The sequence below is a fragment of the Kitasatospora sp. NPDC054768 genome, assembly GCF_053612025.1.
Genome location: NZ_JBSHBN010000020.1, coordinates 22,352 through 44,583, shown reverse-complemented (window position 1 = coordinate 44,583; position 22,232 = coordinate 22,352). Strand labels below are relative to the sequence as shown.

The 22,232-nt window shown below is 74.2% G+C and carries 18 protein-coding genes and 2 tRNA genes; 9 read left to right on the top strand and 11 right to left on the bottom strand.

Annotated elements, in window-relative coordinates:
• Positions 1 to 382 precede the first annotated feature (382 nt).
• The 3 genes from snpA to ACWGKU_RS08865 all read left to right on the top strand — a co-directional run bounded on the left by snpA (position 383) and on the right by ACWGKU_RS08865 (position 4,131).
• Positions 383 to 1,006: a snapalysin gene (snpA, locus tag ACWGKU_RS08875; protein WP_359901799.1), complete on the top strand. Its 624-nt coding sequence runs from the start codon at positions 383 to 385 to the stop codon at positions 1,004 to 1,006.
• A 207-nt stretch (positions 1,007 to 1,213) separates the two neighbouring features.
• On the top strand, positions 1,214 to 1,873 hold the full coding sequence (locus ACWGKU_RS08870; protein WP_401048512.1) for a pentapeptide repeat-containing protein: 660 nt from the start codon (positions 1,214 to 1,216) through the stop codon (positions 1,871 to 1,873).
• A gap of 179 nt (positions 1,874 to 2,052) precedes the next feature.
• Positions 2,053 to 4,131, top strand: a complete 2,079-nt coding sequence (locus tag ACWGKU_RS08865; protein ID WP_452178083.1) for a phosphocholine-specific phospholipase C — start codon at positions 2,053 to 2,055, stop codon at positions 4,129 to 4,131.
• 87 nt (positions 4,132 to 4,218) lie between these two features.
• Here ACWGKU_RS08865 and ACWGKU_RS08860 read toward each other — a convergent pair whose 3' ends face one another.
• Together ACWGKU_RS08860 and ACWGKU_RS08855 are read right to left on the bottom strand one after the other, a co-directional pair.
• On the bottom strand, positions 4,219 to 4,758 hold the full coding sequence (locus ACWGKU_RS08860; protein ID WP_359901790.1) for a carboxymuconolactone decarboxylase family protein: 540 nt from the start codon (positions 4,756 to 4,758) through the stop codon (positions 4,219 to 4,221).
• A gap of 119 nt (positions 4,759 to 4,877) precedes the next feature.
• Positions 4,878 to 5,684 carry a phosphoribosyl-dephospho-CoA transferase MdcG domain-containing protein gene (locus ACWGKU_RS08855; RefSeq protein ID WP_452178084.1) on the bottom strand — a complete coding sequence of 269 codons (807 nt, stop codon included), beginning with the start codon at positions 5,682 to 5,684 and terminating at the stop codon, positions 4,878 to 4,880.
• Between the two features lie 188 nt (positions 5,685 to 5,872).
• Between ACWGKU_RS08855 and ACWGKU_RS08850 the strand changes: the two genes are divergently transcribed.
• Entirely contained in the window at positions 5,873 to 6,085 is a 213-nt protein-coding gene (locus tag ACWGKU_RS08850) for a hypothetical protein (protein WP_359901784.1), read from the top strand.
• Positions 6,086 to 6,094: 9 nt separating this feature from the next.
• On the opposite strand, the gene ACWGKU_RS08845 is transcribed toward ACWGKU_RS08850, so the two are convergent.
• Positions 6,095 to 9,316, bottom strand: a complete 3,222-nt coding sequence (locus ACWGKU_RS08845; protein WP_452178085.1) for a S41 family peptidase — start codon at positions 9,314 to 9,316, stop codon at positions 6,095 to 6,097.
• Positions 9,317 to 9,516: 200 nt separating this feature from the next.
• Here ACWGKU_RS08845 and ACWGKU_RS08840 point away from each other — a divergent pair, with 200 nt between their 5' ends.
• Together ACWGKU_RS08840 and ACWGKU_RS08835 are read left to right on the top strand one after the other, a co-directional pair.
• Positions 9,517 to 11,199, top strand: coding sequence for a chitinase (locus ACWGKU_RS08840; RefSeq protein WP_452178087.1), 1,683 nt, complete (start codon positions 9,517 to 9,519; stop codon positions 11,197 to 11,199).
• A 95-nt stretch (positions 11,200 to 11,294) separates the two neighbouring features.
• Positions 11,295 to 12,518 carry an MFS transporter gene (locus ACWGKU_RS08835; RefSeq protein ID WP_452178088.1) on the top strand — a complete coding sequence of 408 codons (1,224 nt, stop codon included), beginning with the start codon at positions 11,295 to 11,297 and terminating at the stop codon, positions 12,516 to 12,518.
• Here ACWGKU_RS08835 and ACWGKU_RS08830 read toward each other — a convergent pair.
• From ACWGKU_RS08830 to ACWGKU_RS08815, 4 genes are all read right to left on the bottom strand, one after another.
• The gene (locus tag ACWGKU_RS08830) at positions 12,496 to 13,125 is read right to left on the bottom strand and encodes a DJ-1/PfpI family protein (RefSeq protein ID WP_452178089.1); all 630 of its coding nucleotides are present in this window, start codon (positions 13,123 to 13,125) and stop codon (positions 12,496 to 12,498) included. The two genes, ACWGKU_RS08835 and ACWGKU_RS08830, sit on opposite strands and share 23 nt — an antisense overlap.
• Positions 13,125 to 14,096 (bottom strand): GlxA family transcriptional regulator, encoded by a 972-nt coding sequence (locus ACWGKU_RS08825; RefSeq protein ID WP_452178090.1) that lies wholly within the window; start codon positions 14,094 to 14,096, stop codon positions 13,125 to 13,127. Before ACWGKU_RS08825 ends, ACWGKU_RS08830 begins: the two co-directional genes overlap by 1 nt.
• 203 nt (positions 14,097 to 14,299) lie before the next feature.
• Positions 14,300 to 14,373: transfer RNA gene (locus tag ACWGKU_RS08820), tRNA-Lys, on the bottom strand.
• 74 nt (positions 14,374 to 14,447) lie between these two features.
• A complete protein-coding gene (locus ACWGKU_RS08815; protein ID WP_401050954.1) occupies positions 14,448 to 15,356 on the bottom strand; it encodes an NADP-dependent oxidoreductase in 909 nt (302 codons plus the stop codon).
• A gap of 159 nt (positions 15,357 to 15,515) precedes the next feature.
• Here ACWGKU_RS08815 and ACWGKU_RS08810 point away from each other — a divergent pair, with 159 nt between their 5' ends.
• Both ACWGKU_RS08810 and pgi read left to right on the top strand, forming a co-directional pair.
• On the top strand, positions 15,516 to 17,099 hold the full coding sequence (locus ACWGKU_RS08810) for a Na+/H+ antiporter (protein WP_359901763.1): 1,584 nt from the start codon (positions 15,516 to 15,518) through the stop codon (positions 17,097 to 17,099).
• Positions 17,100 to 17,295: 196 nt separating this feature from the next.
• Entirely contained in the window at positions 17,296 to 18,957 is a 1,662-nt protein-coding gene (pgi, locus tag ACWGKU_RS08805) for a glucose-6-phosphate isomerase (protein WP_401050956.1), read from the top strand.
• A 116-nt stretch (positions 18,958 to 19,073) separates the two neighbouring features.
• Here pgi and ACWGKU_RS08800 read toward each other — a convergent pair.
• The 3 genes from ACWGKU_RS08800 to ACWGKU_RS08790 all read right to left on the bottom strand — a co-directional run bounded on the left by ACWGKU_RS08800 (position 19,074) and on the right by ACWGKU_RS08790 (position 20,312).
• A tRNA-Lys gene (locus ACWGKU_RS08800) sits at positions 19,074 to 19,147 on the bottom strand.
• Between the two features lie 68 nt (positions 19,148 to 19,215).
• On the bottom strand, positions 19,216 to 19,752 hold the full coding sequence (locus tag ACWGKU_RS08795) for a bifunctional DNA primase/polymerase (protein ID WP_401050960.1): 537 nt from the start codon (positions 19,750 to 19,752) through the stop codon (positions 19,216 to 19,218).
• Positions 19,753 to 19,958: 206 nt separating this feature from the next.
• Positions 19,959 to 20,312 (bottom strand): hypothetical protein, encoded by a 354-nt coding sequence (locus ACWGKU_RS08790; protein WP_401050958.1) that lies wholly within the window; start codon positions 20,310 to 20,312, stop codon positions 19,959 to 19,961.
• A gap of 234 nt (positions 20,313 to 20,546) precedes the next feature.
• Between ACWGKU_RS08790 and ACWGKU_RS08785 the strand changes: the two genes are divergently transcribed.
• Positions 20,547 to 20,870, top strand: a complete 324-nt coding sequence (locus ACWGKU_RS08785; RefSeq protein WP_452179045.1) for a hypothetical protein — start codon at positions 20,547 to 20,549, stop codon at positions 20,868 to 20,870.
• Between the two features lie 9 nt (positions 20,871 to 20,879).
• Here the strand turns inward: ACWGKU_RS08785 and ACWGKU_RS08780 are convergent, their stop codons facing one another.
• Positions 20,880 to 22,232 (bottom strand): AAA family ATPase, encoded by a 1,353-nt coding sequence (locus ACWGKU_RS08780; RefSeq protein ID WP_452179048.1) that lies wholly within the window; start codon positions 22,230 to 22,232, stop codon positions 20,880 to 20,882.

Below are 22,232 nucleotides of genomic sequence, written 5' to 3'. Positions count from 1 at the left end.
GTCCCCCCCCGGCGCGTCGCGCGGCCTGGTCGAAACCCGCGGGTTCAAGGGCCGCGCGGCGGGGAAGTCACCCGCCCCGCAGGCGGGTTGGGCGGGGCGGGCCGCCCGGCGGCAAGCGGGCGGCCCGCCGCACCGGGTACTTCCCCGGACGGGAGCCTAGTCGCCGCCGGAACGGAATGCCAGGGGAACGATTGAGTCAAGGCCAGGAAAAGACGACTCAATTCGGCCCCATCACAGGGGTATTGGACGGTGCTATCGCGGGTTGGCATCATCCGCGCACGCACCGGGTTGCCCGAAGCTCTGGGGACACCACCCGTTGACCAGGTGTTCCCCCGGGCCGGCCCCCAACCGGCCACGTCACCTCAGGAATCGGAGCCCCCACATGAAGCGATCCGTGCTGTCCGCCACCCTCGGCCTCGCCCTCGCGGCCGGCCTCGCCGTCCTGCCCACCACGGCCGCCGCCGCGGCCCCGGCCGCCCCGGCCGTGCAGGGCTACACCGCCTCGACGTACGCCGGCTCGGCCGCGGAGGCCGCGAACAACCAGGCCTTCTTCCAGGCCGTGATGGCCTCCGCCAAGGCCAAGCAGGCCGCCAACCCGGGCCTGGCGACCGTCACCGTCACCTACGACGCCAGCTCCGCCCCGTCCTTCCGCAACCAGATATCCCAGGCCGCGCAGATCTGGAACGGTTCGGTCGCCAACGTCCAGCTGCGGTCCGGCTCGGCCGCCGACTTCCGCTACTACGAGGGCAACGACAGCCGCGGCTCCTACGCCAGCACCGACGGCCACGGGCGCGGCTACGTCTTCCTCGACTACCAGCAGAACCAGCAGTACAGCTCGGTGCGTGTGGTGGCGCACGAGACCGGGCACGTGCTCGGCCTGCCGGACCACTACTCCGGTCCGTGCAGCGAGCTGATGTCGGGCGGCGGCCCCGGCACCTCCTGCACCAACCCGTACCCGAACAGCGCCGAGCGCACCCGCGTCAACTCGCTCTGGGTGCGCGGCTGACCCGAGCGGTGAACGCCCCGGACCGGCCGCGCCGAGGCGGCCGGTCCGGGGCACCGCCGTGTCGGGGAGGCGTCGGGCGCTGCTGCCGGGCGACGCCGGGTGCCGGGCGTCGTCGCTGCCGGGCGTTGTCGCTGCCGGGCGTTGTCGGTGCCGCGTGCGAGCATGCGGGCGAGACCCCTCCGCCCCCGACCGTCAGGAGCCACCGCCATGTCCCGTGCCGTCCCCGACCGGCTCGCCGACCTCCCGTACGCCGAGCTGCTGCGCCCGCACACCGGGCCGCTGCGCAGCGACGAGCGGTACGACACCGCGCACTTCGACGGGGGCGAGCACACCGACGAGTCGGGTGCCGGGGCGGCCTTCCTGGAGTGCGCCTTCACCGGTGTCGCGCTCAGCGGGGTCAAGCTGCGCCAGGCCCGGTTCAACGAGGTGTGGGTGCAGGCCGGCCGCTGGGTCGCCTGCGACCTGAGCGACTCCGAGTGGCAGGACAGCTCCTTCGCGGGCGGGGTGCTCGCCGGGGTCGCCGGGTACGGCGCGGCGCTGCGCCGGGTGGTGTTCCGGGGCTGCAAGCTGGAGGCGGTCAACCTGCGCTCGGCGGTCCTGCGGGACGTCGTGTTCGAGGACTGCCTGCTGCGCGACGTGGACTTCGGCGGGGCGAAGCTGACCGGGGTGTCCTTCCCCGGCTCGACCCTGGAGGAGGTCCGGTTGCGCGGCGCGACGCTGAGCCGGACGGACCTGCGCGGCGCCGTCCGGCTCGGCCTGGCCGACGGCCACCAGGGGCTGCGCGGCGCGGTCATCAGTTCCCTCCAACTGATGGAGCTGGCACCGCAGTTCGCCCACGCGCTGGGGATCGAGGTCAAGGACCGCTGAGCACCCGGCCCCCTTCGCCCGTTCAGCCGGGCGTCGCTCGGTGACGCCCCGACGAACAGTCCGCCAATCCTGCCGCACGCATCTGGTGGGCCGCTTCGCGCGCGGTGGAGACTGCTGCGCGATCGAGTGAGCTCCGACTTGTGTGCACAACATCGCCAGCGAAGGGACGGGCCGGGCTGATGGCCGAGTTGAGTCGTAGGAAGTTCGTCACGCTGTCCGGTGCCGCCGCGGCGGGCCTCGCGGTGGCCGGCACCGGTGCCGCCGCGGGGGCCGCCCCGGGCGGCACGGCCGCGACCGCCGCCACCACCGCGCTCGGCACGACCGGCACCATCACCGACGCCCAGCACGTGGTGATCCTGATGCAGGAGAACCGCAGCTTCGACCACTACTTCGGCACGCTGCGCGGCGTGCGCGGCTTCGCCGACCGCAGCGCGATCCAGATATCCGGCGGCTACAGCGTCTTCAACCAGCCCAACGGCCTGTTCGGCCGCCAGTACCCGTGGCAGTTCAGCCAGACCAAGCCGGCCGGCGGCGCCGACCCCGAGCGCCTCGCCCAGTGCAACGGGGACCTCAGCCACGGCTGGTCCGACCAGCACAAGGCCTGGAACGGCGGAAAGCTGGACTCCTGGGTCGCCGCCAAGGGCAACGTCCGCACGCTCGGCTTCCTGACCCGCCAGGACATCCCGTTCCACTACGCGCTGGCCGAGAACTGGACCATCTGCGACGCCTACCACTGCTCCGTGCTGAGCGCGACCGGCCCCAACCGCACCTACCACTGGTCCGGACAGATCGACCCGTCCGGCGCCGCGGGCGGCCCGGCCTACGACGGCGGCGACGAGAAGGGCCTGCGCTGGCAGACCTACGCCGAGGCGCTGGAGACGGCGGGCGTCAGCTGGAAGGTCTACCAGAACGCCGCCGACAACTACGGCGACAACGCCCTGGCGTACTTCACCAACTTCACCGGCGCCCCGGCCGGCAGCCCGCTGGCGGTCAAGGGCATGGGCTCGGTGCCCAAGGTCACCGGGAGGACCCCGGACGACATCGCCGCCGCGATCAAGGCCGATGTGCTGGCCGGCACCCTCCCGCAGGTCTCCTGGATCGTCGCCGACCAGGCCTCCTCCGAGCACCCGTACGCCACCCCGGCCGACGGCGCGCACTTCGTCCACATGGTGATAGACGCGCTCAACGCGGACCCGAACGTCTTCAACTCCACCGTGCTGTTCCTCAACTACGACGAGAACGACGGCTTCTTCGACCACGTCCCGCCGCCGGCCGCCCCGGCCGGCACCCCGGGCGAGTTCTACAACGGCACCAACATCGGCCTCGGCTTCCGCGTCCCGCTGATCGCCGTCTCGCCCTGGACCCGTGGCGGCTGGGTCAACTCCGAGACCTTCGACCACACCTCGGTGCTGCGCTTCCTGGAGGTCTGGACGGCCGCCCTCGGCAAGCCCGCCGCCTGTCCCAACATCAGCGACTGGCGCCGCCGCGTCTGCGGCGACCTGACCAGCGTGTTCGACTTCGCCCACCCGGTGTACGGCCTGCCCGCGCTGCCCGACACCTCGCAGACCATCGGCCTGTCCGCCTGCGGCCCGCTGCCCAACCCGGCCCCGGTGAACAACCAGCTGCCGGTGCAGGAGTCCGGTACCCGGCCCGCGCGCGCCCTGCCGTACCAGCCGAACGCCAACCTGGACCACTGGGACGCCGACGCCGGCGGCGTCATGCACGTCTGGGTGAAGATGACCAACGACGGCGCCGCCCGGGCCTCCCACTTCGCCGCCTACGCCAACGCCTACCGCAGCGGCGGCCCCTGGCAGTACACCGTCGACTCCGGCAGCCCCGTCATCGACTTCTTCAACTGCGGCACCAACGGCTTCGGCAACGGCAAGTACGACCTGACCGTCGTCGGCCCGAACCGCTTCCTGCGCCGCTTCACCGGCGACCTCACCAAGGCGGGCAGGAACGCGGCCGTCACCGCCTCGTACGCGGTCGAGCCGGGGACGGGGAAGCTCGCGCTCCGGTTCGAGCTGGCCAACTCCGGCAGCACGGCGGTGACCTTCACCATCGCCTCGAACAACTACCGGACGGACGGCCCCTGGACGTACCAGGTCCCGGCCGGCGGCAGCGTCAGCGACTTCTTCAACGTGGTCGCGTACAACAACGGCTGGTACGACTTCACCGTCACGGTGGACGCCGACAGCAGCTGGTCCCAGCGCTTCACCGGCCACCTGGAGACGGGTGCGGCGAGCGTCACCGGCTGACGGCCGAACGCACCGGGCGCGGCGCGCGAACGCCGCCGGGCGGCGTCGTCCGAGGACGGCGCCGCCCGGTGGTCCGGTCCCCGCTGCTCAGTTCCCGCGGGCGTAGCCGGAGTCGACGATCCGCTTCGCGCCCTCGGCGTAGTAGCCCGGGTCCTCGGGAAGGTCGGTGGCCAGGCCGTCGACGTACCGGTTGTACATGCAGAACGCGGCGGCGATCAGCACGGTGTCGTGGATCTCGGTGTCACCGGCGCCGGCCGCGCGGGCGGCGGCCACCGCCTCCTTCGAAACCGGCGCGGCCTGCTTCTGCACCTCCGCCGCGATCCGCAGCAGGGCCCGCATCCGCTCCGTGAGCGGCGCGGCCGAGGGATCGGTCAGGGCCGCCTTCACCAGGTCCTCGCCGCCGTCCAACTGCGCCGCGGCGAAGGCGCTGTGGGAGCCCTCGCAGAAGCGGGTGCCGTTGAGCCGGGAGACGTAGGCGGCGACCAGCTCGCGCTCGCCCCGGCTCATCGGGGCCGGGTCCCGCAGCAGCGCGTTGGCGAGCATCCCCAGCGGGGCCGCGGTGTCCGGGCGCAGCGCCAGCAGCCCGCTGATTCCCGGCTGTCCGTTGTCGATGGTGATGTGCGGCACGGGGCAACTCCCTTGTCCGGGACGGTCGGAGGACGCTCCATCGTCCCGGGTGCCGCGCCCTCGCGCCAACTCCGAGATTGCCCCGGCCCCGGCGGGAGCCGCCCGACCGGTCCGGCCGCTCAGACGAACGGGCCCCGGGGGAACCACGGGTCACGGACCTCGCGGGGGCCGTCCGGGGTGAGCAGGGTGAGGCTGTGGGCGCCGGAGGCGTACTCGGCCAGCTGGACCGAGCCGTGCCGGGTCTCCAGCTCGGCCTGCACGGGGACCGGCAGCTTGGTCAGCGCCCGCCGCAGCTGCAGGGCGTCGCGCCGGCTGATCGGCTGCGGGCAGCGCAGCACCAGCCGCAGCGGGCTGAGCGGTCCGCTCACCGGCACCCCGCTGCCCAGCTCGTAGCCGACCGCGCCGATCGGGCCCCAGGGCAGCCGGTGGTCCGCCACCAGTCGGCCGACCTCCGGCAGCAGGGCCAGCGCCGGGATGCCGGCCAGCCGTTCGGGGGCCAGCCGTTCGCGCCGTTCGACCAGCTGCTCGGGCCGCAGCGTCCGGGCCACCGCCGCCCAGGGGGCCAGCGCGTCCATCCGCTGTCCGGGGCGCGGGCCGCGCACGGTGACCGGGAACCACAGTTCGGGCGCCGCCTCCGGGTCCCGGGTGCAGCGCTGCGGGTGCGGGAGGTCCACCGGGTTGCCGACCACGGCGGGTGCCCGGCCGACCGTCACCCAGGGGTGCGCCCGCAGCACCGCCCGCGCCCACGGCGGCAGCTCGCCGCCGGCGAGGGGCCGCAGCGAGCTGGGGCACTGCATCAGCAGCAGGTCGTGCGCGCCGGGCAGCCGGCCGTCCAGCGCGGCCAGCGGGCCGACCCGCCGGCGTGGTCCGTCGTGCGGGTCCTCGGCGGTGCGCCGGGCGTGGCTTCCGGGATGTGCGACGGTCACAGCGGGCTCCAGAGGGTGGCGTCGATTTCGCCGACGGCCCCAATCTGCGCCCGGCCGAGGGCCCGCGGCTACGGTCCTTGGGCGCGTCCACCAGGGACCAAAGGCTCAAGGTGCGCCCGTGGGCACCCGGTGTGAGAGTGGGGGCAGCCCGGTCTTCCGACCTCCCGTCCACCCCGTTTGGAGGAGTCATGGGCATCTTCGACAGGTTGTTCCACCGGCCGCAGCACGAGTCCACCGGGCAGGAGGCCGCCCAGCGCGCCGCCCTCGCCCACGACGAGGCCGCCGACGCGTACGGCAACGACGTCGAGCGGACCCGGGAGCAGCAGGAACGGCTCGCCCAGGAGGAGGACGACCGGCGCGCCGCCGAGAACATGACCGCCGAGGGCGACCCCTGGGGCTGAGCCCGGGGATCACCCCGCACGCGGCGGCAGCGGCGGTCGCCGCAGGTCCGGCCGGGGCGTGGACTCCGGCGGGGGCGCCGCGGCGGGCGCGTCCTCCAGCAGCTCCAGGGCCAGCTGGACGGCCGCGACCAGCTCCGGATGGCGCCCCCGGGCCCAGTCGCGCGGGGTGCGCAGCACGTGCACGTCGGGCTCGACGCCCCGGTTCTCCACCGACCAGCCCAGCCCGCCGCCGAACCAGGAGGCGTTCTTCGGCACCGAGATCTGGGTGCCGTCGCCGAGGGTGTGGCGCCCGCTCATCCCGACCACCCCGCCCCAGGTGCGGGTGCCGATCACCGGGCCGAGCCCGAGCAGCTTGATCGCCGCGATGATCACGTCGCCGTCCGAGCTGGTGGCCTCGTCGGCCAGTGCCACCAGCGGTCCGCGCGGTGCGTGCCGGGGCCAGCGCACCGGTCGGCGGTCCCGGCTGAAGTCCCAGGCCAGGACGTGCCGGGAGAGTTTCTCCAGCACCAGTTCGGAGACGTTGCCGCCGGCGTTGCCGCGGACGTCCAGGACCAGCGCGGGCTTGTCCAGCTCGCGCCGCAGGTCCCGGTTGAACTGTGCCCAGCCGGAGCCGCCGAGGTCCGGGATGTGCAGGTAGCCGCACCGCCCGTCGCTGAACTCCCGCACCAGGGCGCGTCGTCTGGTCACCCAGTCCTGGTAGCGGATGGGCCGCTCGTCGGTCAGCGGGGTGATCACGATCCGCCGCACCGGGCCGTCCGGGCCGCTGCGCAGGGCCAGTTCGAGCGTGCTGCCGCCGGTGCCGGCCAGCAGCGGCAGCGGTCCGCGCAGCGGGTCCACCGGGCGGCCGCCGATCTCCAGGAACTCGTCGCCGTCCCGGACGCCCTGGGCGGCCAGTGGGGCGCGGGCGCGCGGGTCGGAGGTCTCGCCGGGCAGCACCCGGTCGACCAGCCAGCGGCCGTCGGGGGCGTGGCGGGCGTTGGCGCCGAGCAGGCCGAGCGGCTGCTGGGCGAGCGTGGGGCCCTCGGCGCGCCGGGACGGGGTGACGTAGGCGTGCGAGGTGCCGAGTTCGCCGAGGAGTTCGCGCAGCAGGTCGGCGAAGTCGTCGGGGGAGCAGACCCGGTCCAGCAGCGGCTCGTACTGGGCGACCAGCGCGGGCCAGTCCAGGCCGGACATCCGCTCGTCCCAGAACTGGTCCCGGACGATCCGGGCCGCCTCGTGGTAGGCCTGGCGCCACTCGGCGGCCGGGTGCACGGTGTGGGTGATCCGGCGCAGGTCGACGGTGGTCCCGGCGGAGGGGGCGCCGACCGGGATCACCCGCAGCGTCCCGGCCGAGTAGACCGCGATCGAGCCGCCGTCCCCGGAGACCGCGTAGCCGTCCAGCTTGTCGACCACGGTGCTGCGGGTGCCCCGGGCCAGGTCGAAGTGCTCCAGCGAGGGGCGGCCCGAGGTGTCCTCCGGGCTGGCGAAGGTCTGGCCGAGGGTGCCGGAGATCGGCCAGCGCAGCCAGACCAGGCCGCCGCGCACCGCGTCGGTGGCCGAGTACTTGGAGGCGATCACCGGGAACTGGAGCAGCCGCTCGCCGATGCCGTCCGGGTCGACCCGGACGGTGCCGTCGCCGTCGTGGTGCGGGGCGCCGTCCTCGGCCGGGGCGGAGAACGGCGAGGGGGTGTCGGCGGCGAGCGGGACGAGGTACGGGCGGCAGCCGAGCGGGAAGGAGAGGTCGCCGGTGTGCACGTCGTGGACCGGGTCGAAGCCGCGCCAGGACAGGAAGGCCAGGTAGCGGCCGTCCCGGGTGAACACCGGCTGCTCGTCCTCGAACCGGCCGTCGGTGACGTCGGTGGTCGAGGACGGCGCGTCGGTGCGGGTGAGCCGGATGCGGCGCAGTGAACGCCCGGCGACCGGCTCGGACCAGGCGATCCAGTGCGAGTCGGGGGAGAAGCGGGCGCTGGAGACCGGCCCGTAGCCGGAGGCGGCCAGTTCGCGCACCTCGCCGTCGGCGGCGCGGACCAGCAGCAGTCGTCCGTCCGAGGTGGTGGCGGCGAGCCGGCTGCCGTCGGGGGAGGCGGTGAGCTCCAGGACGCGGCCGATCCGTCCGGCGGCGAGCACCCGGTGGTGGTGCTTCCGCGGCCCGGCGTGGCCCGGCGGTTCGGCGTGGCCGGGCAGCGGCATCACCTCGATCGCGTCGGCGCCCTCGGCGTCGGTGATCCAGGCCGCCTCGCCGGTGTGTCCGAGCACCACCGGCAGCCGGGTGCGCACTCCGGGGGTGTCGGCGAGCGCGCGGGCCGGGCCGTCCTTGTGGGTGAGCCAGTACTGGCTGCCGCGTACGGTGATCACCCCGGCCCGGCCGGTCTGGTCGCAGGCGAGGTCCTTGACCTGGCTCGCGGCGCCGACCTGGTACGGGCGGCGGCCGGCCCGGGCGCCGCCGAGCGGGACGCGCAGCCGGTGCGGGGCGGGGGCGTCCAGGCCGTCCAGCAGCCAGAGGTCGCCGGCGTGCTGGTAGACGATCCGGGTGCCGTCGGTGGCGGCCTCGCGGGCGTAGTAGGAGGCGTGGTCGGTGTGGCGGCGCAGGTCGGTGCCGTCGGGGCGGCAGGAGTAGAGGTTGCCGATGCCCTCGTGGTCGGAGAGGAAGGCGACCCGGCCGGCGACCGGCATGGGGGCGGCGAGGTGCCCGGTGTGCTCGGGCAGGATCCGCTCGCCGTCCACCCAGAGCCGGCCGGTGGCGCCGCCCCGGTAGCGCTTCCAGGCGGCGGGCGCGTGCGGGGCGGCGCCGGTGAGCAGCACGGTCCGTTCGTGGTTCATCTGGGCGTCGCCGACCGGCCCCCAGGGCATCCGGCGACCGGGGGAGCCGTCCGGCGGCAGGGCGTGCGCCCAGGTGTAGTGGCCGAAGGGCTCGTGGTAGGAGGTGACGGCCAGGACCTCGCCGTTCGGCAGCCAGCCGCGCACCCGGGTGTCCTGGCTGCCCCAGAAGCTGAGCCGGCTCGCCTGGCCGCCGTCGACCGGGGCGGTCCACACCTCGGGGGTGAGGCCGAGCCAGCTGGTCCAGGCGAGGGTGGTGCCGTCGGGGGAGATGCGGGGGTCGCTGACCCGGGTGCGGTCGCAGCCGACCCGCCAGGCCCGGCCGGTGCCGGCGCCGTCGGCGTCCAGCGGGGCGATCCAGACGTCGTCCTCGGCGGTGAAGGTGAGCAGGCCGCCGTGCAGGTGGGGGTGGCGGAGGTAGCCGGGCGGGGTCACCCCTCCATCCTTCGACGGGGTGTCACCCCCGGCAACCGGAGAAGCCGGGAACCGGTCTGGACCATTGACACCGCCCGGTCGAATCCACTTCAGTGGTCTAGTCCAACTTGGGTGCCAGGCCGGGCCGTTCCCCCCACTGGCGCGTGCTCCGGCGTGCCCTCGGACGTCCCCCACGACCGCGCCATCGCAGGAGCGCCCGCATGCGCAGAACACCCGTCCCCGGAACCCCGGTCACGAGCCGCCGCGCGGCCCTCGCCGCCGGTACCGCCTCCGCCGTCGCCGCAGCCGCCCTGGTCGGCGCCACACTGGGCCTGGCCCCCGCCGCCTCGGCCGGCGAATTCCTGGCCAACGGCGGCTTCGAGTCCGGCTCGCTCGGCCCCTGGAGCTGCACCGGCAACTCCGGCAGCGTCGTCACCGGCCCGGTGCACGGCGGCAGCCGCGCGCTCGCCGCGGCCGCCACGGCCGGCGACACCGCCCAGTGCGGCCAGACCGTCACCGTCGCCCCGAACACCACCTACACGCTCAGCGCCTTCGTCAACGGCTCGTACGTCTACCTGGGCGTGGACGGCGGCGGCCCGAGCACCTGGACGCCCGGCACCGGCGGCGCGTACCAGAAGCTCAGCCTCAGCTTCACCACCGGTGCGAGCCAGACCAGCGCCACCGTCTACACCCACGGCTGGTACGGCCAGGGCACCTACTACGCGGACGACATCTCGCTGGACGGCCCCGGCGCGCCCAGCCCGACGCCCACGCCGACACCCACCGCGACCGCCTCGCCGACCGCGACCCCGACGGGCACCCCGACCGGAACGCCCACCGGGACCCCGACCGGGACCCCCACGGGCACGCCCACCAGCCCGCCCGCCGGCAGCCACACCCTGGTCGGCTACCTGCACGCGAGCTTCGCCAACGGCGCCGGCTACACCCGGATGGCCGACGTCCCGAACTCCTGGGACTTCATCAACCTCTCCTTCGGCGAGCCCACCTCCGTCACCTCCGGCGACATCCGCTTCAACCGCTGCCCGGCCACCGAGTGCCCGGGCGTCGAGTCGGACGACGAGTTCAAGGCCGCCATCGCCGCCAAGCGGGCCCAGGGCAAGAAGGTGCTGATCTCGATCGGCGGCCAGAACGGCCAGGTCCAGCTGACCAGCACCGCCGCCCGGGACACCTTCGTCGGCTCCGTCTCGGCGATCATCGACAAGTGGGGCCTGGACGGCCTGGACATCGACTTCGAGGGGCACTCGCTCTCCCTCAACACCGGTGACACCGACTTCAAGAACCCGACCAGCCCGGTCATCGTCAACCTGATCTCCGCGCTGAAGACCCTCAAGGCCAAGTACGGTCCGGGCTTCGTGCTGACCATGGCGCCGGAGACCTTCTTCGTCCAACTCGGCTACCAGTACTACGGATCGGGCCCCTGGGGCGGCCAGGACCCGCGGGCCGGGGCGTACCTGCCGGTCATCCACGCGCTGCGCGACGACCTCACCCTGTTGCACGTCCAGGACTACAACTCCGGCTCCATCATGGGCCTGGACAACCAGTACCACTCGATGGGCGGCGCCGACTTCCACGTCGCGATGACCGACATGCTGCTCAAGGGCTTCCCGGTGGCGGGCAACACCAACAACGTGTTCCCGGCGCTGCCCGCCTCCAAGGTCGCCATCGGCATGCCGGCCACCACCAACGCGGGCAACGGCTACGTCGCCCCGGCCGAGGTGAACAAGGCGCTCGACTGCCTGACCAAGCTGGCCAACTGCGGGACGTACGTGCCGCGTTCGGGCGCGCAGCCGAACCTGCGCGGACTGATGACCTGGTCGATCAACTGGGACCGGTTCGGCGGCCAGGAGTTCTCCAAGAACTTCAACGGCTACTTCGGGCGCTGACCCGGACGCTCCGCCGGCCCGGACGCCCCCGCGAGTCGACGCCTTCGGGGCCATGCTTGAACCTGACACCGGTGTGAGGTCCGAGCATGGTCCCCATGGCGACCACACAGCTCACAACCCCGGTACCCCGCAAGCCCTTTCCCCTGTCCGCCCTGCTCGCCCTGGCCACCGCCGTCTTCGTCACCGGTCTCACCGAGAACCTGCCCGCCGGCGTGCTGCCCGGGATGAGCGAGGCGCTCGGGGTCGGCGAGTCCGCGGCCGGGCAGACCGTCACCGTCTACGCGATCGGCTCCGCCGTCACCGCGATCCCGCTCAGCGCGGCCACCGCCGGCTGGGGCCGCAAGCGGCTGCTGCTCTCCGCGATGGCGGGCTTCGCGGTCGCCAACACCGTCACCGCGGTCTCCACCAGCTATCCGCTCACGCTGGCCGCCCGCTTCCTCGCGGGCGTCGCGGCCGGCCTGGCCTGGGCCCTGCTCGCGGGGTACGCGCGCCGGCTGGTGCCGGTCGAGCAGCAGGGGCGGGCCATGGCGGTGGCGATGGCGGGCGTGCCGGTGGCGCTGTCGCTGGGAGTGCCGGTCGGCACCTTCCTGGGGCAGGTGCTCGCCTGGTGGGTGCCCTTCCTGGCCATGACGGCCCTGGCGGTCGGCGTGATCGGCTGGATCGCGGCGCTGCTGCCGGACCAGCCCGGGCAGCCGGCCGGTGAGCGGGCGCCGGTCCGCGGGGCGCTCGCCGTGCCCGGCGTGCGGCCGGTGCTCACCGTGACGGTGCTCTTCGTGCTCGCGCACACCATCCTGTTCACCTACATCGCGCCCTTCCTGGACCGGGCCGGCCTCGGCGGCGCCACCGGCACCGTGCTGCTGGTCTTCGGGCTGGCCTCGCTGGCGAGCGTCTGGCTGATCGGCGCGCACATCCACCGCCGGCTGCGGCAGCTGACGATCGGCGCCGCGCTGCTGGTCGCGCTGACGGCGGCCGTCCTCGCGGTGCGGTCCGGCAGCGCGCCGCCGGTGTACGTCGCGGCGCTGTTCTGGGGCCTGGGCTGGGGCGGCGTCCCGACCCTGCTCCAGACCGCGCTCGGCGACGCGGGCGGGGAGCGGGCGGACGCCGCCCAGGCCGTCCTGGTGACCCTGTGGAACGCCGCGATGGCGGGCGGCGGCGTGGTCGGCGGCCTGGTCCTGAGCGGCCTGGGCACCGGCGCCCTGCCCTGGACGGTGCTCGCGCTGATGCTCCCCGTCCTCGCCGTGGCCGCCGCCGCCCGCCGCCACGCCTTCCCGCCCCGGCGGGACGGGGCGGTCGGCTCTAGCGCACCATCAGCCGGTTGACCGCCTCGACCACCTCGGGGGACGCCTTCGCCAGGGAGCCCGACGCGTACGGCGGCTGCGGGTCGTACTCGATCAGCAGCTGGATCGCCTGCGCGGTCGTGTCCCCGCTGATCACGCCGGCCAGCGTCAGGGCGAGGTCGATCCCGGCCGAGACCCCGGCGGCGACGGCGTACTTGCCGTCGATGACGACCCGCTCCGTCCCGGTCGGCTCCGCCCCGTAGCGGGGCAGCCGGTCCAGGACGCCCCAGTGGCTGGTGGCCCGGCGGCCCTTGAGCAGCCCGGCGGCGCCCAGGATCAGCGAGCCGGAGCAGACCGAGGTGGTCCAGGTGGTGGTCGCGTCCACCCGGCGCACCCAGTCGAGCACGGCCCGGTCCGTCAGCTGGGCCTCCGTCCCGGGCCCGCCGGGCACCAGCAGCAGGTCGGCCGAGTCCACCTCGTCCAGGGCGGCGTCCGCGACGAGCGCCAGGCTGCCGAGGTCGTTGCGCACCGGCCCCCGTTCGGCGGCGGTGAACACCACCTCGGCGCCGGGGATCCGGGACAGCACCTCGTACGGGCCGACCGCGTCCAGGGTGGTGAACTCGGGGTAGAGCAGGATGGCGATGCGCATCAGTGACCTCCGGTGGGTTCGGGTCGGAAGCGGCGTCGGTACTCGGCGGGCGGGGCGGCCAGGGCCCGGACGAAGGCGCGCCGCATCGCCTCCGGGGTGCCGTAGCCGCAGGAGCGCGCGATCTCCTCGATGCCGTCGTCGGTGTCCTCCAGCAGCCGCCGGGCGGCCTCCAGCCGGACCCCGTCCACGTACCGGCCGGGGGTCACCCCCACCTCGGCGGCGAAGGCCCGGGCGAAGTGCCGCGGCGACAGCGCCGACCGGCCGGCCAGCGCCTCGACCGAGAGGTCGGCCTCCGGGTGCTCGGCGATCCACCGCTGCACCTCGCGCAGCGGCCGCCGGGCCGCCACCTGGGCGGCCAGCTGGGTGCTGAACTGGGCCTGGTTGCCCGGCCGGCGCAGGAAGACCACCAGGTGGCGGGCGACCAGCAGGGCCGTTTCGCGCCCGAGGTCCTCCTCCACCAGGGCCAGCGCCAGGTCGATCCCGGCGGTGACCCCGGCCGAGGTGGCGATCCGCCCGTCCCGGACGTGGATCGGGTCCGGGTCCACCTCGACGTCCGGGAACCGCCGGGCCAGTTCCTCGCCGTAGGCCCAGTGGGTGGTCGCCCGGCGTCCGGCCAGCAGCCCGGCCTCGGCGAGCAGGAAGGCGCCGGTGCACACCGACACCACCCGCTCGGCCCGTCCGGCCAGCTCCCGGATCCGTGCCACCAGGGCCGGGTCCGGGCGCTCGGTGTCCATCCCGCCGGGAACCAGCAGGGTGTGCACCGCCCCGACCTCGGTCAGGTCCGCGTCCGGCAGCAGCCGCAGTCCGCTGTGGCTGCGCACCGGACCGCCGCCGGGGGAGGCGGTGGTCACCCGGTAGGCCGGGGGCTGCCCGGACGCCCGGCCCGCCCCCGCGAACACCTCCAGGGGACCGGTCACATCGAGGCTCTGCACGCCCTCGAAGAGGACGATGACCACGCTGTGCGCTCTCATACGGCCAGCCTCCCAACGGGGAGCGGTGGCAGCAATGACCTGCTTCCCACCTTTCCTGCCATCCGGCGCGTGCGGGGGGGGCAAGTGGCGGCGTGGGAACGGAGGGGCGCGCGGGAGGCGGGCGTACGAAAGGGCGTACGAAAGGGCGTACGCCGAAACGCCGGAAGGCCCTCCGCTCTCGCGAAGGGCCTTCCGGCTGTCTGTGCGCCGCCAGGGACTCGAACCCCGGACCCGCTGATTAAGAGTCAGCTGCTCTAACCAACTGAGCTAGCGGCGCCTGCTGACGTGGAGAACATTACCTGGTCAGCAGCCGAAACTCACAATCGGCCCGGGGCGGGGAGCCGGGCGCGTTCACATGGTCAGCACCACCTTGCCCCGGACGTGCCCGGCTCCGACCAGCTTGTGGGCCTGGGCGACCCGCTCGATCGGGAACGACTCCGCGATCTCCAGCCGCAGCCCGCCGGCCTCCCAGAGCTCGACCAGCTCGGCCAGCCTTCCGGCCGTCCGCTCGCCCCGCAGCCCCCGGACGCCCAGTCGCTCGGCGCCGGGGTAGTCGACCACGGTGCCGATCCGGGTCCGGTCGGCGACCAGTTCGACGGAGGCCTCCAGGGCGCCCCGCCCGGCGGCGTCGAAGGCCGCGGTCACCCCCTGCGGTGCCACCGCCCGGACCCGCTCGACCAGCCCCTCGCCGTAGGTGACCGGCACCGCGCCCAGCTCCCGCAGGTAGCCGTGGTTGCGCTCGCTCGCGGTGCCGATCACCGTGGCGCCCCAGGCCCGGGCCAGCTGGACGGCGACCGTGCCGACCCCGCCCGCGGCGCCGTGCACCAGCAGGGTGTCACCGGGGCCGACGCCGAGCCCGGTGAGCGCCACGTGCGCGGTCTGGCCGGAGGCGGAGAGGGAGCCGGCCTGCTCCCACGGCATCCCGGCGGGCTTGGCCACCAGCCGGTCGGCGTCCACCGTGACCAGGTCGGCCTGGCCGCCCAGCACCCGGAAGCCCAGCACCTCGTCCCCGACCCGCCAGTGCCCGGCGTCCGGGCCGAGGGCGTCCACCACCCCGGCGAACTCGTTGCCGAGGACGAACGGCGGCTCGACCGCCAGTCCCGGCGGGCGGAACCCCTCGCGGATCGCGAGGTCCACCGGCTGCACGCCGGCGGCGTACACCCGTACCCGCACCTCGCCCGGCCCGGGCCGCGGGTCGGGCACCTCGGCGACCCGCAGGACCTCCGGACCGCCGTTCCCCGTCACGGTGACCGCTTTCATGCTGTTCCCGCCCCTTCTCGATCCCTCCGATGTCGACGATCATCCGACCTGAAGTGTGCTTGAGGTCAAGTCATTGTTCAGCGTGTCGACACCGATGGGCGCATTGTCAGATTTATCCTGGGCGGCGCTCAGCCGTCCGTCGTCGAGAGGAACCTCCCCGTGGGCCAGCTGCCCCTGTTCTTCCTGGTGCTGCTCGCCTCCGTGGTGACCATGCCGCTCGGTCGGAGGATCGGCGTGCCGCAACCGGTGCTGATGACCCTGCTCGGCATCGTCATGGCGCTGGTCCCGCAGATCCCGGACGTCACCATCGAGCCCGAGCTGATCCTGCCGCTGGTCCTGCCGCCGCTGATCTTCGCGGTGGCCCGGCGCTCCTCGGTGCGCTACTTCAAGGCCAACGCCCGCTCGATCCTGCTGCTGGCGGTCGCCCTGGTGGCGGTCACCACGGTCGCCGTGGCCGGCACCGTGCACTGGCTGCTGCCCACCCTGCCGCTGGCCGCCGCCATCGCGGTCGGCGCGCTGGTCTCCCCGCCCGACCCGGTCGCCGCCGTCGCGGTGGCCGGGAGCGTCGGGCTGCCCCGCCGCCTGGTGGCGATCCTGGAGAGCGAGGGGCTGTTCAACGACGTCACCGCGATCGTCATCTACTCGCTGTCCATCGAGGCCATGGTCAGCGGCGACTTCTCGGCCGGCGACGCGGTGCTGCGCTTCGTGCTGTCCGCGGTGCTGGCCGTGGTGGTCGGCGTCGCGCTCGGCTGGGTCAACACCCGGCTCGCCGAGCGCCTGGACGACCCGACCCAGCAGGTCGCGCTCAACCTGCTGGTGCCCTTCGCCGCCTACACCCTGGCCGAGGAGATCCACGGCTCCGGCGTGCTCGCCGTCGTGGTCTGCGCGCTCTACCTCGCCGAGCGGGCCTCCGACGCGGACGCCGTCTCCTACCGGCTGGTCGGCAACGCCTTCTGGGAGGTGGTCGAGATCCTGATCACCGGCGTCGCCTTCGGCCTGATCGGCCTGGAGCTGGCCACCGTGCTCAAGGAGGCCGGCCGCGGCTGGACCGGATTCCTCGGCGACGCCGCCGTGGTCATCGCCGTGGTCGTCCTGGTCCGGCTGCTCTGGCTGCTGCCGGCCGGCTGGCTGTCGAAGAAGCTGCGCTCCGGCGACGACGAGGACACGCCGTTCAGCTGGAAGGAGAGCGTGATCCTCTGGTGGTCCGGCATGCGCGGGGTGGCCACCGTCGCCCTGGCGCTCGCCATCCCGCTCACCCTGCACTCCGGCGAGAACTTCCCCGAGCGCGGCCGGCTGGTCTTCATCGCCTTCAGCGTGGTGCTCTTCACCCTGCTGGTGCAGGGCCTCACCCTGCCCTGGCTGGCCAAGCGGTTCGAGCTGGACATCGACCAGGACAAGCACGAGCAGGCCGTGCGCCAGCTCTGGTGGCGGGCCGCCAAGGCCGGGCTCAGCCGGCTCGGCGAGCTGGAGGAGCAGGACCGGCTGCCCGCCGAGGTCGCCGACCGCCTGCGGGACCGTCAGCACGACCGGCTGGCCCGGCTCTGCCCGGAGAACTACGCCGAGGAGGAGGCCGCCGAGGCCAAGCTGCGGATGGCCCAGTGGCGCGCCGCCCGGGACGTCGAGCAGGAGATGATCGCCGCCTCCCGCCGAGAGATGCTCGCCGCCCGCAGTGAGCTCGGCGCCGATCCGGAGCTGGTCGACCAGGTGCTGCGCGGACTCGACCTGCGCTCCGAACGGAAATGACGGGGCGTCCGCTCCCCGCGGGCGCACCGTCCGCGCCCGCGGGGCGGAATGTGCGCGACCGGCCCCGGGGTTGCATAGGCTGAACCCGGGCAGGCCGTCAACGGAGTCGGCGCACCACCAGTACCCGCACGACCTCGGCGAACCCTCACGCCTGGCCCTGCCGGTTTCTGCACCCAGATGAATCGAGGACCCACCGATGTCGGAGACCCGCGCCGACGCCCGCACCCCGCTGGACCGGACCCCGCAGTGGGCCGCCCTGGCCAAGCACCGGGCCGAGCTGGGCGACACCCACCTGCGTGAGCTGTTCGCCGCCGACCCCGAGCGCGGCCGCCGCCACACCCTCCGGGTCGGCGACCTGCACGTGGACTACGCCAAGCACCTGGTCACCGACGAGACGCTGGAGCTGCTGCGCGAGCTGGCCGCCGCCACCGGCGTCGCCGAGCTGCGGGACGCCATGTTCCGCGGCGAGAAGATCAACAACACCGAGCACCGCGCCGTCCTGCACACCGCGCTGCGCGCCCCGCGCGGCGCCGTGATCGAGGTCGACGGCGAGAACGTGGTGCCCGAGGTGCACGCCGTCCTCGACAAGATGGCCGCCTTCGCCGAGCGGGTCCGCAGCGGCGAGTGGAAGGGCCACACCGGCAAGCCGATCCGCGCCGTCGTCAACATCGGCATCGGCGGCTCCGACCTCGGCCCGGCGATGGCCTACGAGGTGCTCCGCTCCTACGCCAAGCGCGACCTCGACGTCCGCTTCGTCTCCAACGTCGACGGCGCCGACCTGCACGAGGCGGTCCGCGACCTCGACCCGGCCGAGACGCTGTTCATCGTCGCCTCGAAGACCTTCACCACCATCGAGACCATCACCAACGCGGTCTCCGCCCGCAACTGGCTGCTCACCGGGCTGCGCGCCGACACCGACGCGGTGGCCAAGCACTTCGTCGCGCTGTCCACCAACGCCCGGGGCGTGCAGGACTTCGGCATCGACACCGCCAACATGTTCGAGTTCTGGGACTGGGTGGGCGGCCGCTACTCCTACGACTCGGCGATCGGCCTGTCGCTGATGATCGCCATCGGCCCGGACGCCTTCCGCGAGATGCTGGACGGCTTCCACCTGGTCGACGAGCACTTCCGCACCGCCCCGCCCGAGCAGAACGTCCCGCTGCTGCTCGGCCTGCTCGGCGTCTGGTACGGCGCGTTCTTCGACGCCCAGGCGCACGCGGTGCTGCCCTACTCGCACTACCTGTCCAAGTTCACCGCCTACCTCCAGCAGCTGGACATGGAGTCCAACGGCAAGTCGGTGACCCGCGACGGCACCCCGGTGGACTGGCAGACCGGCCCGGTGGTCTGGGGCACTCCCGGCACCAACGGCCAGCACGCCTACTACCAGCTGCTGCACCAGGGCACCAAGGTCATCCCGGCCGACTTCATCGGCTTCGCCAAGCCGGTCGCCGACCTGCCCCCCGGCCTGGTCGCCCAGCACGACCTGCTGCTGGCCAACTTCTTCGCCCAGACCCAGGCGCTGGCCTTCGGCAGGACCCCGGAGGAGGTCGCGGCCGAGGGCGTGCCCGCCGATCTCGTCCCGCACAAGACCTTCAAGGGCAACCACCCGACCACCACCATCCTGGCCGGCGAGCTGACCCCCTCGGTGCTCGGCCAGCTGGTCGCGCTCTACGAGCACAAGGTGTTCGTCCAGGGCGCGATCTGGAACATCGACTCCTTCGACCAGTGGGGCGTCGAGCTGGGCAAGGTGCTCGCCAAGCGGATCGAGCCGGTGCTGCTCACCGGCGAGGGCGCAGAGCAGCTGGACAGCTCCACCGCCGAGCTGGTCGCCCGCTACCGCGCGCTGCGCGGCCGCTGAGCCCGGGTCGGGCCGTCCGCTCCGGCGCGGGCGGCCCGGTCGCCCGGGGCCTCGGGCCTTCGGGCCGGAAACGCCGGAAGGCCCTTCGCTCTCGCGAAGGGCCTTCCGACCGTCTGTGCGCCGCCAGGGACTCGAACCCCGGACCCGCTGATTAAGAGTCAGCTGCTCTAACCAACTGAGCTAGCGGCGCCTGCTGACAGAGAAGACTGTAGCAGCGCCGTGCGGCCGAGCCAAAATCGAATACCGGCCGCCCCGCGTTCACCCTCCGGTCACGACGGGCGCCCCGGTGGGAACCGGCTCGCGCGCCGCCCGCACGCAGGCCCAGAGCACCACCGCGGCGCCGGGCAGCCGGGGACTGCGCTGTTCGGGTGCGACGATCCACCGACCGGCCCCCTGCCCGGGGGAGTCCGGACTGTTCACCATCCGCTGCAGGGGCGGCACGGTCACCGCGTCGCCCCTGCCGTGGCACAGCAGCGGCGGCACGTCCCGGGCCCACTCCTCCCAGGCCAGCAGCCGGCGCAGCCGGGGCGCGGCGCCCGGCTGGACGAACAGCAGCATCCGCCCCCGGTGGACGGCCACCGGCCCGCAGCCCGGTCCGGAGGCCCACAGCTCGTCCAGCACCCGGCGGCCGAACAGCGCCGGCATGCTGATCACGTCGAAGGCGCGCCCGCAGGGCAGCACCGACGGCGCCCAGGGGCGGCTCTCCCACAGGGCGCGCATGCTGCGCGGGTACTCGCTGGCGGAGGCGAGCCAGGCCTCGCCGGCCGCGCCGACGTACTCCACCGACGGGTGCATCACCGACGGGTATGTCGCCGACGGGTACGTCACCGACTGCTGCGTCACCGACTGCTGTGTCCAGATCTCCACGGGGAGCAGCCTGCGCGGTGCCCGCCCGCGCCGGGACGGAAAGCACGGTTCGCCGGACAGCGCGGCGGGGGACGGCGTACCCTTCCCCGCCGCGCATATGCCAGTGGCCCGTGTCCGGCGGACGGGCGCGGGGCTCAGTCCTCGTGCCGGCGCGGCTGGAGCAGGCTGCGGCCGTACTCGATCATCTTGGCGGCGTAGTCCGGGGTCCAGTCCGCCCGCCGGGCGACCTCGGCGTCGGACAGCGCGTCGAACCGGCGCGGGTCGGCGAGCTGCGCGGCGGCGACCGCCTGGAAGTCCGTGGCCCGCTCGGCGGCGGCCCGGAAGGCCAGGGCCAGTTCCGTGGAGCGGCGCAGCAGCTCCGCCGGGTCCTCGATCGACTCCAGGTCGAAGAATCGTTCCGGCTCGGGTTCGGCGGACTGCGGCTCGAACAGCAACTGCACCGGACGCAGGCGCCTGGTGGGCTCGGACGACTCTGGGGAGTCGGGCATGGACGGACACCTCCGGGTCTCGGGTGGGGGGAAAGAATCTGCTCCGGGCCGCGCCGCCCGGTCGTGGCCGCCGTCCATTGTCTCGCGGCGGTGGCCGGTAGCGGAACGGTGCGCACCCGAGCGCTATTCCCCGGCCCGCGCCGGGCGTGCGCCTCCCGCGCCGCGCTTCCGGATCGCATGCGAACCGGTTGTCCCGGTGTACCCGGTCGTCCGACGAAGCTGGAGAGAACCCCCATGCGAGTGAGAAGAGGCCTCACGGCCCTCGCCCTGTCCGTCCTGTCCCTGCCGGGCGCGCTGCTCGCGGTCGCCGCCGTCGCCCCGCCCGCCGCGGCCGCCGAGACGGCCCTGGTGGTCACCGGGGAGCCGAGCGGCGCGGACGGCGTCTCGACGGCGACCTGCCCGTCCGGAACCCACCTGACCGGCGGCGGCTACCGGCTCCAGCCGGACGCGGCCGGCCCGGTGCGCGCCACCGGCCCCACCGCCGACGGGCGCGGGTGGAGCGCACAGACGGAGCGGGGCCCGGTGGTGGCGTTCGCGGTCTGCGAGACCGAGGACTGACACCGGCGGCTACCTCAGGTGGACCCGGTGGCCGCCCAGGTGGTGCAGCACCTGGTGGTTGGCCTCCCAGCCGTCCGGAAAGGTCACCGGCACGCCCAGCTGCACCGGCTCGGTCGCGGGGTGCTCGTCCAGCAGCTCGGCGATCCCGGCCCGGGCCACCACGATGCAGGCGTGCCGGTGCCGGGAGGCGAGCACGCAGAGCCGGCCGGTCTCCAGGTGGAAGGCGGTCGCGTCGGGGCGCCCGGAGAGCGGGTGCAGCACCACGGTGACGTCGTACTCGCGGCCCTGGAGGCGGTTGGCGGTGTCCACCGTGACGGCCGGACCGGCCGCGCCGTCCACCGGCACGCCCGCCTTGAGCAGCGCCGCGCGCACGGCCGCCGCCTGGTCCCGGTGGGCGGTGCCGACCGCGACCCGGTCCGCGGTGAGCGGGGCCTCGCCCTGCTCGGAGTGGGCGGTCAGCCCCCGCTCCAGCAGCCGGCGGACGGTGGCCGCGACGGCCGCCACGGCCTGCGGGTCGGTCCGTACGGTGTGCCGGGCGGGCAGCTCCAGCAGCGCCCAGCCGTGCTCGGCGGCCCGGTCGATCACCGCGTCCAGGGCGGAGCCGTCCGGGCGCACGGAGGCCGTCAGCCGGCGGTCGTCCGGGCCGGTGCCGGAACGGAACGGCGTGTACGGGTAGAAGGCCCGTGAGATCAGCGGCGCGGCGCTGGCGGGCAGCCGCCAGGAGACCGGCAGCCGGTGCGGCTCGATCTCCGGGTTGTGCGCCAGCATGGTGACCACCGCGCTGCCGGACGGGTCGTACGACAGCCCGGCCCACTGCTCGGTGCCGACCACGGTGAACGGGTCCAGCTGGCCAGGGTCGCCGACGAACAGCGCCCGCTCGAACAGCCGGGCCACCGCGAGCAGGGCGTCCGAGCGCATCTGGTACGCCTCGTCGACGATCGCGTGCCGCCACGGGGCCTCGGCCCGCACCCACTGCCACTTGGCCGAGGTGGAGATCACCACGTCGTGCTCGACCAGGTCGGCGACCTTGTCGGAGGGCGTCACGTTGGCGTGCTTCAGCACCTCCGGGCCGGGCCGGGAGTCCGCGGCGTGCAGTCGGCCGATCGTCAGCTCCGGCGCCTTCCCGGCCAGCCGGCCGACCAGGTCGTCCACCTGGCCGTTGGTCTGGGCGACGATCATCAGCCGCTCGCCGGCCTCGACCAGCTCGCGCGCGGCCCGCACCACGAGCGTCGACTTCCCGGCGCCGGGCGGGGAGTCCACCACCACGCCGCGCGGGGCGCCGGCCGGCGGCCGGACGGTGGCCGCCAGGATCCGGGCCACCGCGGCGTCGGCGGCCTCGCCCGGGGCCTGCTCGGGGGTCAT